At 47.4% G+C, this 14,917-nt stretch carries 15 protein-coding genes and 1 pseudogene; 6 read left to right on the top strand and 10 right to left on the bottom strand.

Features of this window, described 5'->3' with window-relative positions; translation table 11 throughout:
• Positions 1-111 precede the first annotated feature (111 nt).
• On the top strand, positions 112-381 hold the full coding sequence (locus tag BN3003_RS14060) for a hypothetical protein (protein WP_058357277.1): 270 nt from the start codon (positions 112-114) through the stop codon (positions 379-381).
• 69 nt (positions 382-450) lie between these two features.
• On the opposite strand, the gene BN3003_RS14055 is transcribed toward BN3003_RS14060, so the two are convergent.
• Positions 451-1,575 carry an ABC transporter substrate-binding protein gene (locus BN3003_RS14055; protein WP_058357276.1) on the bottom strand — a complete coding sequence of 375 codons (1,125 nt, stop codon included), beginning with the start codon at positions 1,573-1,575 and terminating at the stop codon, positions 451-453.
• A 551-nt stretch (positions 1,576-2,126) separates the two neighbouring features.
• Here BN3003_RS14055 and BN3003_RS14050 point away from each other — a divergent pair.
• On the top strand, positions 2,127-3,326 hold the full coding sequence (locus BN3003_RS14050) for a type IV pili methyl-accepting chemotaxis transducer N-terminal domain-containing protein (protein ID WP_058357275.1): 1,200 nt from the start codon (positions 2,127-2,129) through the stop codon (positions 3,324-3,326).
• Between the two features lie 68 nt (positions 3,327-3,394).
• Here the strand turns inward: BN3003_RS14050 and BN3003_RS14045 are convergent, their stop codons facing one another.
• From BN3003_RS14045 to BN3003_RS14020, 8 genes are all read right to left on the bottom strand, one after another.
• Positions 3,395-3,922 carry an ABC transporter permease subunit gene (locus BN3003_RS14045; RefSeq protein ID WP_199822599.1) on the bottom strand — a complete coding sequence of 176 codons (528 nt, stop codon included), beginning with the start codon at positions 3,920-3,922 and terminating at the stop codon, positions 3,395-3,397.
• Between the two features lie 6 nt (positions 3,923-3,928).
• On the bottom strand, positions 3,929-4,087 hold the full coding sequence (locus tag BN3003_RS19005) for a hypothetical protein (RefSeq protein WP_199822598.1): 159 nt from the start codon (positions 4,085-4,087) through the stop codon (positions 3,929-3,931).
• Positions 4,088-4,110: 23 nt separating this feature from the next.
• Positions 4,111-4,815: an amino acid ABC transporter permease gene (locus BN3003_RS14040; protein WP_058357274.1), complete on the bottom strand. Its 705-nt coding sequence runs from the start codon at positions 4,813-4,815 to the stop codon at positions 4,111-4,113.
• A 55-nt stretch (positions 4,816-4,870) separates the two neighbouring features.
• Complete coding sequence (locus tag BN3003_RS14035) at positions 4,871-5,722, bottom strand: transporter substrate-binding domain-containing protein (RefSeq protein WP_058357273.1); 852 nt, start codon at positions 5,720-5,722, stop codon at positions 4,871-4,873.
• Positions 5,723-5,740: 18 nt separating this feature from the next.
• Positions 5,741-6,478 (bottom strand): amino acid ABC transporter ATP-binding protein, encoded by a 738-nt coding sequence (locus tag BN3003_RS14030; protein WP_058357272.1) that lies wholly within the window; start codon positions 6,476-6,478, stop codon positions 5,741-5,743.
• A 145-nt stretch (positions 6,479-6,623) separates the two neighbouring features.
• Positions 6,624-6,755, bottom strand: a complete 132-nt coding sequence (locus BN3003_RS19230) for a hypothetical protein (protein ID WP_267886145.1) — start codon at positions 6,753-6,755, stop codon at positions 6,624-6,626.
• Between the two features lie 2 nt (positions 6,756-6,757).
• The gene (locus BN3003_RS14025) at positions 6,758-7,234 is read right to left on the bottom strand and encodes a CMD domain-containing protein (RefSeq protein WP_058357271.1); all 477 of its coding nucleotides are present in this window, start codon (positions 7,232-7,234) and stop codon (positions 6,758-6,760) included.
• The gene (locus tag BN3003_RS14020; RefSeq protein ID WP_199822597.1) at positions 7,231-8,502 is read right to left on the bottom strand and encodes an NAD(P)-binding domain-containing protein; all 1,272 of its coding nucleotides are present in this window, start codon (positions 8,500-8,502) and stop codon (positions 7,231-7,233) included. Before BN3003_RS14020 ends, BN3003_RS14025 begins: the two co-directional genes overlap by 4 nt.
• Between BN3003_RS14020 and BN3003_RS19145 the strand changes: the two are divergent.
• The 4 genes and pseudogenes from BN3003_RS19145 to BN3003_RS14000 all read left to right on the top strand — a co-directional run.
• A pseudogene (locus tag BN3003_RS19145) lies at positions 8,395-10,743 on the top strand (fimbria/pilus outer membrane usher protein); the annotation flags it as partial. The gene BN3003_RS14020 and the pseudogene BN3003_RS19145 overlap by 108 nt on opposite strands.
• Positions 10,717-11,016 (top strand): FimD/PapC C-terminal domain-containing protein, encoded by a 300-nt coding sequence (locus BN3003_RS19225; protein ID WP_267886157.1) that lies wholly within the window; start codon positions 10,717-10,719, stop codon positions 11,014-11,016. The pseudogene BN3003_RS19145 and the gene BN3003_RS19225, both read left to right, overlap by 27 nt.
• A gap of 28 nt (positions 11,017-11,044) precedes the next feature.
• Positions 11,045-11,767 carry a fimbrial biogenesis chaperone gene (locus BN3003_RS14005; protein WP_058357268.1) on the top strand — a complete coding sequence of 241 codons (723 nt, stop codon included), beginning with the start codon at positions 11,045-11,047 and terminating at the stop codon, positions 11,765-11,767.
• 73 nt (positions 11,768-11,840) lie between these two features.
• The gene (locus BN3003_RS14000) at positions 11,841-13,208 is read left to right on the top strand and encodes a fimbrial protein (RefSeq protein ID WP_199822596.1); all 1,368 of its coding nucleotides are present in this window, start codon (positions 11,841-11,843) and stop codon (positions 13,206-13,208) included.
• 454 nt (positions 13,209-13,662) lie between these two features.
• On the opposite strand, the gene BN3003_RS13995 is transcribed toward BN3003_RS14000, so the two are convergent.
• Positions 13,663-14,256 carry a LysE family translocator gene (locus BN3003_RS13995; RefSeq protein WP_234333087.1) on the bottom strand — a complete coding sequence of 198 codons (594 nt, stop codon included), beginning with the start codon at positions 14,254-14,256 and terminating at the stop codon, positions 13,663-13,665.
• Between the last annotated feature and the right edge of the window lie 661 nt (positions 14,257-14,917).

Genomic DNA, 14,917 nt, shown 5'->3' with positions numbered 1-14,917 from the left:
AATGTTATTATTTCTTTGTGGTTAATGCTATGTTAATTCCTATCGCGTTGCCGTCATTTTTTTAGAGTCTTATAATTCATACACACTAAAATGAATTAAAAAGGCAATGCAATGAAAAAAATGATTATGGCCTCAACATTGGCAACTTTGGCGATGATTTCTTCTATGGCGATGGCAGCTGTGGGTGTGAATCACAATGGCCCACAATTGAACCCATTTGCCCAAAGCAATGCACAAATTGCCAAACAAGACATCCATGCAGTGGAAGTGGTCAGCACCAATCGTGTGAACCCTAAAGAAATTAACCCATTGTTCAAAGTAGAAGGTGAATACAAACAAGGTACTGGCGTCGGTTACTTCGTACGCGGCGACCGCAAATAATGGCTGTTGTGACAGCACAATGAAAAAAGACGCTTTAAAGCGTCTTTTTTTGTGTCCACCGTTTGCTGATTATTTGGCCAACCACGCGTTAAAGCGTTCGGTCAATTCTTCTGAATGGTCTACCCAGAAATTGGCATCCCAGGCAATCGCATCTTTGATATTGGCAGGCGATGAAGGCAAATCGGCGGCAAATTTTTCCGGTACTTTGGCAATCGCGTCTTTATTGGTAATGCCATAGGCTTGAACTTCAGGCAATTTAGACTGCACATCGGCGGAAGTCGCGTAAGCAATGAAATCCATGCCGACGTCTTTGTATGGCGAGCCTTTTAAGATGGTCCAGCTGTCTATGCCATACAAGCTGCCTGGCCACACGATTTTGAAATTGGTGCCTTCGGTGCGGTTCATGCCGGTGACACGGCCATTAAATGCCGTTGCCATTACTACTTCGCCCGAAGCAATGTATTGCAAAGGCTGTGCACCCGATTCCCACCACAATAAATTCGCTTTGATTTCATCCAATTTCTTAAACGCGCGGTCTACGCCTTCTGGTGTGGCCAAAACGGTGTAGATTTGGTCAGGGCTGACACCATCGGCCAGTAAAGCCGATTCCAATGCGTATTCAGGCTGTTTGCGCATGGCACGTTTGCCTGGGAATTTTTTCAAATCCCAAAAATCTTGCCAAGAAGTGGGGCCTTCTTTGAGTTTGTTGCCATCGTAAGTGATGGCGGTGGCCCAGACGATGGAGCCAACGCCGCAATCGGTGGCGGCAGCGCCCTCAATGAACTTGTCTTTACCACCCAATTTGTCCCAATCCAATTTTTCCAACAGGCCATCGGCACAGGCGCGCGCCAAGTCTTGCGCTTCCATTTGCACCACGTCCCAGTTGGCATTGCCGCCTTGAACTTTGGCTTGAATCACGCCATAGCCGCCATCAAATACTTCATCCAATATTGGTTTGTTGGTTTTTTCCGAAAAAGGCTTGAAGTACAAAGTGCGTATCGCATCTTGGTAAGTGCCACCAGTAGCGGCGATGGTAAAGTCACGTTTGCCACTGCCGCCAGCACTGTTGCCACTGGCTGCTGTTTGCGGCGTACTGCCACTTGAATTGGCATTGCTACCACTGTCACCGCCATTGCTACAGGCCGCCACGCCCACCACTGTTGCCAACAGCAAAGATAAAGAGATTTGTTTCATGGGTTTCCTTTGTCGATCTTTTATTGGTATTTTTTTGTTGGTTTGGATAGAACTCTGTTTCAGAATAATTAGATAAAAGTAAAAAATCAACTAATATTTTTACTTTTGCTAATAATTTTAATGACCACATGATTTGAATTTTAGTGTTTGAATTTAAACAACAATGATTCACATCGTATTGTTGTGCTGATAAAGATGGGCCAATCAATTTGACTGTGATGATGTGAATCAATGGCTGGATATGAAAATCTTGAGTTGGCCGGAGGCTTTAGCGAAATGGCTTGCACTCAAAGAAAGAAATCAGCACGCTTGCTAACAAAATCATCCAGCGACAAGGCGTTTGCTCCATCACACCCGCAGTGCCGAAATCAGCAGTGATGCTTTAAATTGAGTGGAAACTCTTATGACTCTGTGGCATAAATGAATTATTATATTCATTGTGAATATTAACGCTATGGTAGGCCTTGATATGAGTGCTGAGTGCATAGATTGGTATTGACTGGTGTGAATTAAAAACCTGTGATGTGAGCGAATGGATAGAAGAGAGTGTGATGGCGAGTCATTTATTGCGTAAGTTGATTGTATTTACGGTCATTTGGCTGATGTTTGCCCTGTTGTTTGTGGGAATTACCCTCAGCATTACTTGGCGTTTGGAAGACCGCGGTGTCGCCATCAATGAGGCCGGGTCGCTGCGCAAACAAACGTATTTGATGGTGGCCTTGGTGCAGTCGGGGCAGACCGCTTCCATGACCGAGCAAATCCAAGTGTTTGAAAACAAGATGCAAGATTTGACGCAGTTGCAACAAGGAAGTCTGGGCTCGGAGATTGAGAATGAGTATTTACAACAATTAAACAAGGTACAGGCCGGTTTTGTGGTGTTTCGCACCAAATTACTGACCACCGGCAAAACCGGTCAACCTTCACTTAAGCTGCTGCATGAGGCGGAGAAATTTGTGGCCAACATCAATGATTTGGTCAAAAGCATAGAGCATGAAAACACCCGCAGTATTCAAAACATGCGCAGAGCGCAGACCTTATTGGTGTTCATGTTATTGGTTTCGGCAGTATTGGCAGTGTTGTTGCTGTATTTGTTTGTGCTCAAGCCTTTGGGTGATTTGCAACGCGGCTTGGCATTGTTGCGCCAACAGCAGTTTGAGGTGCGAGTGGAGAAGCCGCTGCAAGCCGAGCTCTATCCTTTAAGCGATGACTTCAATCACCTTGCCAGTGGTTTACAGGCCGACTTTGGTGATTTGCAGAACCAATTGGAATTGCAAAGCCAATTGTCAACACAATTGCAATTGTATTTATCGGGTTTGCAAACCACTGCGCAGGCCATCAATACGGCCAATGTCAATCAAGCCGATTTAAGCAAGGTTTTAGACAGTGTGGTGGATGGTTTTCAACTGCAAGCGGGCAGTTTGCGCATCATCGATGCCGCCGGTACGGGCATGCGTTGGGCCATACACAAACATGTCGCTACTGCGCTGCAACAAAATGACACTTATTTGCAGCGTTATCAGGATTTACAGGCCGCTGCTAATGCACATCCTGCATCACCACAAGCCGATTACCATTTGGTGGAAACCGATAGCCATGATGAAATCATTGTATTGATAGAGGACGATGCGGAGCGGGTGTATGGCTGGCTCACGGCTTACACCAATACTGCCACCGATACCGCCAGTTTGGAATTGGCACTGAAACTGTGTGGTCAGCATTTGGCTTTGAAATTGCGGAATATGACTGAATAAGCTAGGCAGAGCATAAAAAAAGAATCGGCGGCGTGCCGATTCTTTTTTGTGAGCAGAGATGACCTGTGTTAACTTCTTAAACGCAGACGCGATTCGATGCTGTCGGCCATTTTAGTGACCGCAAACGCGATGAGCATGTAAAACACCACCGCCACCAAGAAGGCTTCCAAATAATAGAAGTTAAGCGCCGCCGTCAATTGGGATTTGGCGAAAATATCAACCACTTCAATGGCAAATGCCAACGACATCGCTTTCATGATGACCATAAAGGAATTGACCAAATCGGGAATGGCAGAAACAATCATTTGTGGAAACAACACGCGGCGGAACAATTGCCATTGGCTGTAACCCAAAGACTGCGCTGCCTCGGCTTGGCCTTTGTCAAACGCATTCAAACTGCCTTTGATGATTTCGGCTTGGAACGCCGACACACAACTGGTCAAAGCCACGATGATGATGACCCAATTGGGCACGGTGTGCGGATTGGTTTGGATGCCAAATACCGTTGCGAACGCCTGTATCAACATCGGCAAGCCGTAATAGGCCAAAAAGATGACGATGACCATGGGGATGCCTTTGACGGCAATTTTGTACACCACCAACTACTCGCGCAAAACCGGAATGCGCTTGTGTTCAATGTAAGCATACAGGCCGCCGAACAAGGTGGAGAGTATGAATACGGTGATGGCCATGGCCAAGGTCAAGGGTACGGCTTCTAAGATGCTTAAAAAATCCGGTAGCAATACTTCTAAATCAAACATTTATTCTGTCCTCATTTGCAAGCTTACAGGCCGCTTGAGAGTTTCATTTTGGCCGCACCGGCTTGGGTGTACTTGGCTTGGCGCTTTTCAAAGAAACGCACGATGAGCCAGGCAATCAGGCATAAGGCTGAGTACAATACCGCCAAAATCAAGTAAGTGCTGAATTGGTATTGGTTGTAATCGCGTTCCATGATTAAGTGGGCAGTGGCCATCACATCGGCCGCACCGATGTACATCACCAAAGCCACATTGTGGATGAGGTAGATGATGGAGTTGCCATAACCGAGTAAGGCGATGTGCACTGCCTGTGGGCCGATGATGCGGGTGATTTTTTGCCAGAAACTGTAGCCCAAAATATCAGCAGCCTCATGTTGACCGCGGTCTATGGCCAAGTAAGCAGGGCGTATCACTTCGGACAAATAACCGCCGTGATACAAACTCATGCCCACCATAGACGCGACCGTGGCCGACATAAAGTCGTCGATGCCAAACAAGCTGGCAATCACAGGCAAACCATAAAACGCCACAAACAACTGCAATATCACAGGCACACTGCGCGCATGAGAGACATAAAAGTCTGCGAGCTGGCTGATAACAGGCAGCCTGTAAACCCGTAAAGCCGTGGCCACCATGGCCAACACCAAACCTATGGCCATGGCCACAAACATGATGGCGAGCGTTAACGGCAAAGCCGACAGCAACTCGGGAATCACAATACTCAGATCCACTTTCAGATACTCCTGTGTTATTACTTGGGTGATGACAGTGATGCAGCGAAAATGCTTATTTCACGTATTTCATCACGTCTTCACCAAACCATTTTTGCGAAATTTTCGACAAGGTGCCGTCGTCTTTTAATTCTTTCAATACCTTATTGATGTCGTCGCTCAAGACTTGGTTTTCTGCCGATTTGTGGATGAGGATGTAAGTATTGTCTATGGAAACCGGTTCGCTGGATTTGATGGCCAGTTTTTGGTTTTCTATCACCGTTTGTTCGCCCAAATTCGATGGCAATACCAAGGCGTCGTATTTGCCGTTTTGCACTTCTTTTAAGCGGTCTGGGTAAGGAATGCCGGCGCTGGAAGCGGTGATGTTGATTTTGTAATCAGGGTTTTGTTCTTGCCATTTGGTGATGAATTTGTACACACCGCCACCGGCGCTGACTGGTACGACTTTTTTACCGACCAAGTCTTTCACTTCGTTGATGTTGCTGTCGCTGCGGCTGTAGATTTTCATCAAGCTCGCGCCCATGGGATTGGACGGAATTAAGAATTGTTTTTCGCGTTCCGGTGCTTTGAAATAGCCGCCAGTGGCCATGTCGTATTTGCCGGTGGCGATGCCAGTTTCTTGGGCGATGTCGGCCGCGCCTTCCATCACAAATTTGTATTGTGGCAGTTTGGCATTGATGGCTTTCAACACTTCAGGCTCGTAACCTTGTGGCTCGACACCGATGGCGCCCCAAGACAGGGGTTTGGATTCGGCAGCAGTGGCGATTTTGATCACGCGCACGCCATTTTCGGTTTTACTGGCCGCTTTATCCTCTGATTTGCTGCAAGCAGCGGTGCTTAGACCTAGGGCAACGGCCAATAAAGTCGGTAAGGTGTAACGGGATGCGGATGTGTGTGCGAATTTCATGGTTTTTCCTGAATGCTATTATGCGAAACGTTCTGAATTGAGAAACTGAGCCAAACGTGGCAATTGGGGGGTGTCAAAAATCTCAGCAGGTGTGCCTTCGGCGGCCACCACGCCTTGGTCCATAAACACCACGCGGTTGGAGATGCTTTTGGCAAACTGCATTTCATGCGTGACCAATAAGGCGGTAATGCCAGAAGAAGTGACGTCTTTAATCACTTTCAACACTTCGTTCACCAATTCTGGGTCCAGTGATGAGGTCGGTTCATCAAACAAGATGACTTCGGGTTTCACTGCCAAGGCGCGGGCGATGCCGGTGCGCTGCAATTGGCCGCCTGACAATTGCGATGGGTAGTGATTGAGTTTGGCAGACAGGCCTACCTTGTCCAATTCTTGTTCGGCGATGGCGCGGGCTTCGTCTTTGGATTTGCCTTGTACCACCAACAAGGGGTCCATCACGTTTTGCAATACCGTCATGTTTTTAAACACATTGAATTGCTGGAACACCATGGCGGTGTGCAAACGGATGTTGCGGATGGCGGCTTTGTCGGGCTTGCGGTAGTCCATAGTCACTTGGTCAAATTGAATCGTGCCGGAAGTGGGTTTGGCCAAGTAATTGATACAGCGCAATAAGGTGGTTTTACCGGTGCCGCTGGGGCCGATGATGGAAACCACATCGCCGCGGTTCACTTGCAGGTTCACCCCTTTGAGGATTTGGGTGTCGCCATAGGCGAGGTGTAAGTCGTTTATTTCAAGCATGGAAATCATTTCCTACGATTAAGCGTGGCAATTTAAAACACCCACCTTGGCAATTGGGTGGGTGTTTTGTGTATGCGTCATTGCATCTTTAGAAACCGAGTAGGTGAAGTACGCCATCGGAGCTTGTTCAATTATTTACTGACACTCAATCGGAAATCTTCTTATTCGATGGCGTGACCTGCATCGCCGCCAATTGTTCGGGTGTCGCCGTGGCGACATCGACTGGCGTGATGTAAGGATGCCAATCCAAACTTTTTAAACTCACTTTAGCCAACATGATTAAGCCCCCAACAATTGCAAACCGCTGACGACGCGGGTTTGAAAATTCACAAATGCAATCAATTCCGACAAGGCCACGATTTGGCTGTCGCTGTAGCCTGCTTGACGCAATAAGGCGATGTGCTCGGCATTGGCGAGGCTGGGCTCTTGCGTCACCATGTCGATGTGGCGCGCCAATGCTTCCCATTCCGCCCCCATTTCTTGGCCATGTGCCAAGGCTTGTAAGGCTGGTGTTGCTGCCACTTCGGCAAAACGCTGTTTGTATTCGGCGATTAAGCTGGCCACGCCATTGTGTTTGGCGATGCGCAAGGCAATGGCCAAACGCAGCTCGGCACTTAAGCCCAAATCGTTTACAGGCCGCAATACCGATGCTTCGCATTGCACCGCGCCGTCGACAAATTCGGGTCGAAAACGGCGGGTTTGGTATAAGGCGCTGGCTTCTGTAATGCCTGCGCATACGTCTATGGTGTCTTTCACAGCAATACCTCGTGTTTAATCAGCGGCGATGAGTCAGTCCACTCGTCGCCCAAGAGTTCTGGATGGGCAAAGGCTTCCAAGCTGGCATAGTGTTGTTGGATGTCTTCTTGAAATAAGGCCGCGGTGATGCCGCGCACCAAGCGCTCAGCACCGGCGCTGACCGCAGGAATGTCGCCAGATACCTTGCCGTGACTGAGCATGGCGGCGTCGTTAAAGCAATGAATGTGTTGCAACATTGGGCAAGCACCGGCCACACGCTCTTGAAATTCAAACGCAGGGCCCAAGTCAGGCGCTTCCAACATGTGGGTACGCGCACTGCCCATAGCGGTTTGGTAGCGCGCATCGGCCCAGCTGCGGATGTGGGGAGCGATGTTGGCAAATTCGGCGCGGCCACTGAAATCGTTTTTAAAGCCAGTGGCAGCGATGAGGTAATCGTAGGCTTTTTGCCTTTGGGAGGTGGAGATGAGCAATTGTCCGGCTTGTTCTGTTACCGCTTTGATGCCGCAATTCAAGTAAAAATGGGCATTTTCATGGTGCGATACGCGCAAGGTAGACGCATGAGGCGGTGGCGTTTGTGCCGCGGCGACATAGTCAAAGATTTTCCATTTCCATTCGTCAGGCAAAAGGTGCATGCCTTGCACCACACCTTGGCTGCCTATGCCGGTCATTTTATTGATGCGTGGCATCTCGGGACGGCGGATGAGCATGTCTAACGATGCTGCACCGGCTTCCAAGGCGGTGGCAGCATTGTCCATGGCCGAAGCGCCGGCACCGATGACGGCGACGTTTTTGCCTTTTAAGGCCGCAAAATCAATGTCATCGGCGGAGTGTGCCCAGTATTGGCGGTCTACGTGTTGTAAGAAGTCTGGCACACTGGTGCCGCCCAAACCTGAGCGGCCTGTAGCCAACACCAATTTGCGCGTGTAGACGGTGGTGTTGACCGCACCTTCGACATCGATGGCAATCAATTCACCCGCTGCAGAAATGCGAGTCATGCGCACGCCGTTTTGTATCGGCAAATTCAGCACTTGGCGGAACCACACCAAATAATCCATCCATTGGTCTTTGGGAATCTTGTCCAATTGCGCCCAAGCTTCATCGCCCCATTGGGCGGTATACCAAGCTCGGAATGTTAATAGCGGCAAGCCCAAAGCCGGGCCGTGCAAGGTTTTGGGCGAACGCAAGGTCTCCATGCGCGCGAACGTCACCCACGGTCCTTCTTGGCCTTGTGGCGCGGCATCGTAGGCGATGACATTGTCTATAACCACTGCCTGTTGAAAGCAGTGGTTATATTATGTGCTTTCCCCGGTTTTGCTTATGCCGAAGACATCGCAAGCAATTCCAAGCAGTTCTACTTTGACAGTAGCACTTTGCTCGGGGGCAATGAGCAGGTTGACTTAAACAGCATCAACCAAGAACAAGTGTTGGATGAAACGAGCTTATTGGTGGATGTCTATGTCAACACCACTTTCATGAGCCGTGAAAACATCCAATTCAAACGCAATGAACGGGGACAAATTAAGGCGTGTTTTGATGTGAGCTTGCTCAATAAAATGGGCATCATCAGCACGTTTGCTGAATCAGAACTGCATTTTGCTAATGAATGCGTGTTCATAGAGCATTACGTCACCGGCTCCAGTTCTCAGTTGGAAAGCCAAGCCCTGCGCTTGAATTTGTTGATTCCGCAAGTTCAGTTGAAGCGCATGGCACGCGGTAGTGTCACTGAAGACAATTTAAGCAGTGGCGATACCATGCTGTCTAACAATTACAGCATCAACTATTACAAAAACGATACTGATTTCAGCGACAGCAGCAGCACTTATGTGTATTTTGACAGTGCGGTCAACTTGGGCTTGTGGCAATTGCGTCAGCAATCCAATTATTCACGCCAAACCTACCAACACGAATCCAAGTCAAAATTCACCACCAACCGGGTTTATGCCAAACGACCGCTGTTCAAATTGAAATCTGAGTTGACCATAGGAGAGTTGTACACACCAGCAACATCGTTGGGCAGTCTCGCGTTTAAAGGGATACAGCTGGAATCCGACAACAAAATGTTGGCCAGCTCTGAAAAAGGCTATGCGCCGGTGGTGCGTGGCATTGCCAAAACCACGGCAGTGGTGAAGATATTCCAAGACAAGCGTGAAATTTACCAAACTACAGTGGCTCCAGGTCGCTTTGAAATCAAAGACTTGTACTCGACCGGATATTCTGGGGACTTGGATGTGCAAATCATCGAGTCCGATGGTTCGGTAAGCACGTTTCGTGTACCGTTTTCGGCCGTACCCGAGTCGGTACGCCCTGGACACTCTGAATACCACATTGCGCTGGGTGAAACCCGCGACTTTAAAAAAGTGGACAATCAATTTATTGACGCATCGTATCGACGCGGTTTGACCAATAAATTGACCGCGCACGGTGGCCTGCGCATTGCCGATGATTACCAAGCTGCGACGGTGGGAACGGCGTTCTCCTCACCAGTGGGTGCGTTCAGTGTGCTGGCGTCCTTTTCCAATACCACAATAGATAAAAAAGACCATACCGGTTCGCGCTGGGGTGTGAACTACAGCAAGACTTTTGAGCCCACCAATACCGTGTTGACCTTGGCCAACTACCGTTACACTACCGAAGGCTTTAGGGAATTAACCGACGTGCTGGGCAGCCGTGAAGCCTTATTAAACGGTGACAGCTAGGATTCCACCACCTATAAGCAAAAAAACCAATCCATCTTGCAAATCAACCAAAATTTGGGCAAGTATGGGCAAGTGTATGTGTCTGGTTCTTTGAATCAGTATTATGGCAATAAGAAAGACGACAAGCAGTTACAGGCCGGTTATTCAAATTCCTACAAAGGCATCAGTTACGGCGTTTCATACAGCCAACAAAAAACCGGTGATTTCTTAGGCTTGGACAGCTTGGGCAACAGCAATCTGAACCAACAAGACACGCAAAAATCGTTGATGTTTACCTTGTCTGTGCCTTTGGGCCGTGGTCGCAACAGCCCAACCTTGCAGTTGAATTCAACGCACAGCAATGATGATGTGAATACCTATAACACCACCTTGTCGGGTGTGGTTGGAGAAAGCGGCACCTTAAGTTATGCCTTAAATGCCAATTACAATAACCAAGACGATTTGACCAGCATGGGTGCGAGTGTGACCAAACAGGCTGCCTTGGCAACGGTTTCGGCCAACGTCAATAAAGGCAAGGATTACAAACAATATGGTGCCAATGTGCAAGGCTCGGTCATTGTCCATTCCGGTGGTGTGACTTTGGCACCAAGGCTCAGTGAAACCTATGCTTTGATCGAAGCGAAAGGTGCGAAAGGCGCCAAAGTCATGAATGGTACGGGTTCTAAAGTAGACCGCTTTGGCTATGCCGTGATGCCGTCCTTGGTGCCTTACCAATACAATCAAGTGGGCTTGGACAGCAAATACATTGAGAACAACCACGTCGAATTGCAGCAAAGCAATACCCAAGTGGCTCCGTATTCCGGCGCGGCTGTGAAAGTCAAATTTGAGACCAAACGCGGCTATCCAGTGCTCATCAGCCTCGCGCCAGAAGTGTCTTTGCCTTTGGGTGCGGAAGTTTTGGATGAAAACAATGAGGTGGTGGGCATGGTAGGGCAAGGCAACCAATTGTATGTGCGTGTGAGTAAGGTACAAGGTGTGTTGCGCATTGCCAATGCCGCTTGCAAGATAGTCTACGACATCAGCGATGTGTCAGAACAAGACCAATTAATCCGCTTGAGGGGAGTGTGTCGCAATGAGGAAGCCTAGGCCAATATTTTCAGCCTGTGCCAGCCTGATGTTGGGCTGCACCGCAGCACTGTACTCAGCTCCAGCGGCGGCCGAGTTTTCCATACAGCAATCGCGCTATGTGGTGCACCACTCTGAACGTGAGGCCACGGTGTTTTTAAAAAATACCGGTGACTATCCCATCATCATCCAAAATTGGGTTGATGATGGAGTTGTCAGCAATGTGCCACAACAAGCGGTAGCAGCGCCACTGATGACATTGCCTCCATTACTGCATTTGGAGCCACAACAAATCAAGCCAATACGCTTGATCAATAAATTCAGCCAAGAACACAATCAACAGGCCGAGTCTTTGTATTGGCTCAATTTGTATGAGCTGGTGCCAAGTAACCCCCAAGCGCAAGCTGGCGATGTGTTGAAAGTCAATGTCAGATTGCAAATGAAGCTGTTTTACCGACCTGATAAATGGCAACTAGACACGGCGAAACTGTCACGGCAATTGCGTTTTCACTGTGATGAAGCCGAGCAACGTTTGCGCATAGACAATCCTTCCCCGTTTTATGCCTCGTTTGGAGAAATCATGGTGGCGAAAGAGCCGCAATTGCAAACCACACTGACCATTGCCCCTTCCAGCAGTGTCAGCGTGCCCTTGTATAAGCGGCCTGTAAACAAAACGCCATTGCAATTCAGTTTGATTGACGATGATGGCAATGTGCAGGTGTTCAACACCCAAATACAAATTCAATCGAAAGTGATGCCAGAAGATGAATGAATCAAGTATCAGTAAGAATAGAATGCGCATGTGTTTGAGCAAGCCACAGTGGCAGTCTAAGCAACATGTATTATTGAAATTCAGTTTGATGGTGCTATTGCTGTCTTCCGCTACCACAGCCACCGCGGCTTGCTACCGTATCCATGCAGCCACTGCGGATACCAACCCCAATTCTGGTTACTATATAGAGCCAGGGAAAGGCACAGTAGGGTATTGGTATGGTTCGACCGATGCGGGAGGTTCTGCCGGAAATATACCCAGCATCATTAATATGAATAACAATGATTTTCAACCTTTGGGCAGTTTGATTGCCTCAGGAACAGTCAGTTTTCTGACCATGAAATCTCACGCAGACACCAAAAATTATGACCCTGAACAGGTATTGTATCGGTGTACGGCTGATGAAAAGAATCAAATCCGTGAATTTTATGCGACCAATGGTGACTCAGCATATGGGGGAATGTATCAAGCCAATCCGGCATTGGGCTTAAGTGAGGTGTATACAACCTACATATTTGGTTTAGGCATTCGAGTCAAAAATTTGACAACAGGTGAGTATTATTCACGTTACTGGAAAAGCCGTCCGTTGACCAATGTTGATACCGACAGCAAAGGTTATTTATTGGTCAAAGCCAAGAATTTTTCAGATGCGGGCATAGAATTGTTCAAGATTAGCTATACATCCAATAATCTTGGCAACCCTAACAATCCAAACTACATTGGGAATTATAACCATTCTCAGCCTGCCGCCTATATTGCATTTAAAAGCTCCACATTTTCTCCCAATTTGGAAGAGGGCCGTGATTCGGCCTATTACTACAATGGATTTTATTTAGATTGGCCCGGCGGCATTAGTCTGTACAACCGCTTAACGGTTAGAAGGTCAGCAACATGCAAAGTTAACAATGCCACCCCCAATGTGATTTTTCCAACGGTCGCCATGCAGCGCTTACAGAGTGGTGCAAAAGTGACCGTACCGGTGCAAGTGGATTTCAGTTGCCAAACAGGCAGTCCTGCTAACTCAGGTTTATCATCGGGTTTGGTCAGTGGCACAGCGACCAATCAAACCGCCATTGGTTTTTTACCCGACAGTGGCAATATTGCTGCTGCCAAGGCTGCAGGATTGGGGACGGGTGGTGTCGGCATTACCCATTTGTTGTCTGACAACTATGGTCAAACCCAAGTGACCTCTGGTGTGGGAGTCAGAATGTACAAAATGGATGGGACGGCGTTGAATTTCTTATCCACCTTAACCAGTCCGGGTACAGGCGCCTCAGGTGGTTGGTATCCTGTCTTGGATGAGGCGGTGAAGCTTAATGAGAACAATGGTCTCACCCAATACTCCCGCCCATTCAATGCATCACTTGAAGCTTTGCCTGGTAAAACCGTGACGCCGGGCAAATTCAATGCCAAGGTTCAAGCCATTATTCAAGTGCAATAACATTTCACCAGTCCTTTATTTGTTGTATTAAAGGACTGGTGAAATCCATGGAGCTCATGCAAATCTATCCAAAATCCTTTTTTAGATGGGCCATAAACCTATTGAAGCGTGTGAAATGATCAAGCATGAAAACCCATTGCCGAGGATGGGATTTGTCATGCCGCCAAATTGAAGCCACTTGAGTTGATACAAGCGGCTTTTATGCCTTTTCTTATGGTGCTCAAATCACCACCTTTCAAATGCAATTCTTCTAAGCTAATTGGATTTCCATCAATTAATTTAATCTTATGGGGATTTACAGGCCGCTATATTGTGTTACCGCTTTAAATTGAACCGTCAAATTAAGCAGACGTGACGTCAAACATGATGTACAACTGGAATAAGCACAGCAGCACTTGGCAAAGTATAACTAAGCGGCCTGTAACTTTACAGGCCGCTTAGTTATCTTAGAAGATTATTTCTCGGTGAGCGCTAACTTGCTGGCCAAACCGAAGAAGGCGGCGCTAAAGCCATAGCGCAAAACCGCTTGTACCCGCGTCGAATCAAGCACATAGTGGCGAAACGTGTGGGCGAGTAAACCATACAGCACAAACACCGCCAAAGTCATCAACATAAAAATGGCGCTCAATAACAGCATGTGAGCCAAAGCATTGCTGCTGTTGGCAGGAATGAACTGCGGTAAAAATGCCAAAAAGAATAAGGTCAATTTCGGGTTCAACACATTCATCAAAATGGCTTTACTGATGAGGCTCAATGCATGGACTTTATTGGGGGTTTCATCCCATTGAAACGCAGATTTGTCACGCCAAGTACCCCAAGCCACGTAAAACAAATAAATCACGCCCGCCCATTTGAGCAGTTGGAATGCCATCGCACTGGTGTGCAAAATGGCTGCCAAGCCCAAAATGGTGGCCATTAAATGTGGCACGATACCCAAAGTACAGCCTAAAGCCACATACAAACTGGCTTTTTTGCCTTGGCTTAAACCGGTAGAAACCGTGTAAATCACCCCCGTACCAGGGATTAAAACCACGATGAGGGACGTCATAAGAAATTGCAGACTGACCATGCTAAGCTCCAGTGAAATAAACAGCTTAAGCATGTGTACAGAGTTTTGACTCGATTGGCAACGCCAGTTTGTTTGAGGTCTGATTTAGCGCAAAGAATGAAAAATACAGCCATCAAAGTGGGTGTGTTTCTGTATGTGGTGATGCGACTGGAGCAGCTTGAACCCAGATACTGCATCCATAGGTTGTCGACATTGGTTTTAACTGTGTACCAAACTTATCAAGAGACTGTGTTGTTCTTTAAAAATGGTCGCAGGTAAGAGTGATACCGATGCATTCATCAGGTAAGACCTCAAAATGACAGATAGATGTTTACCAACAAAAACAGTCATTTTCTTCAGTACGCTACTTTCTTTCTGCTAACTTAATTTAACGAATAAACATCAACATTGAATTCACATCTCGCCTCCACCCAATGCACTATTTTAGAGTGATTTGTATTTTATATACTCAATTTTTGGTATATGAAATATGGATAAATAGTGTTCTAATAGATTGATGAAACATCTGATTTATAGAGAGTTTACTGAAATATTTGCAGTTTTATTGTTGGGAAAGTAGTAATGATTTCTCTGGGTCAAAATGCAAATTTAAATACTTTCAAACTCTCATTGCTTGCTGCATCACAAGAATAATGCCGTA

Origin of the sequence: Vitreoscilla massiliensis (genome assembly GCF_001457815.1) — a bacterium.
GTDB lineage: Bacteria > Pseudomonadota > Gammaproteobacteria > Burkholderiales > Neisseriaceae > Vitreoscilla > Vitreoscilla massiliensis.
Note: the sequence above shows the minus strand (reverse complement) of the source record. Positions and strands in the feature narration are given on the sequence as shown.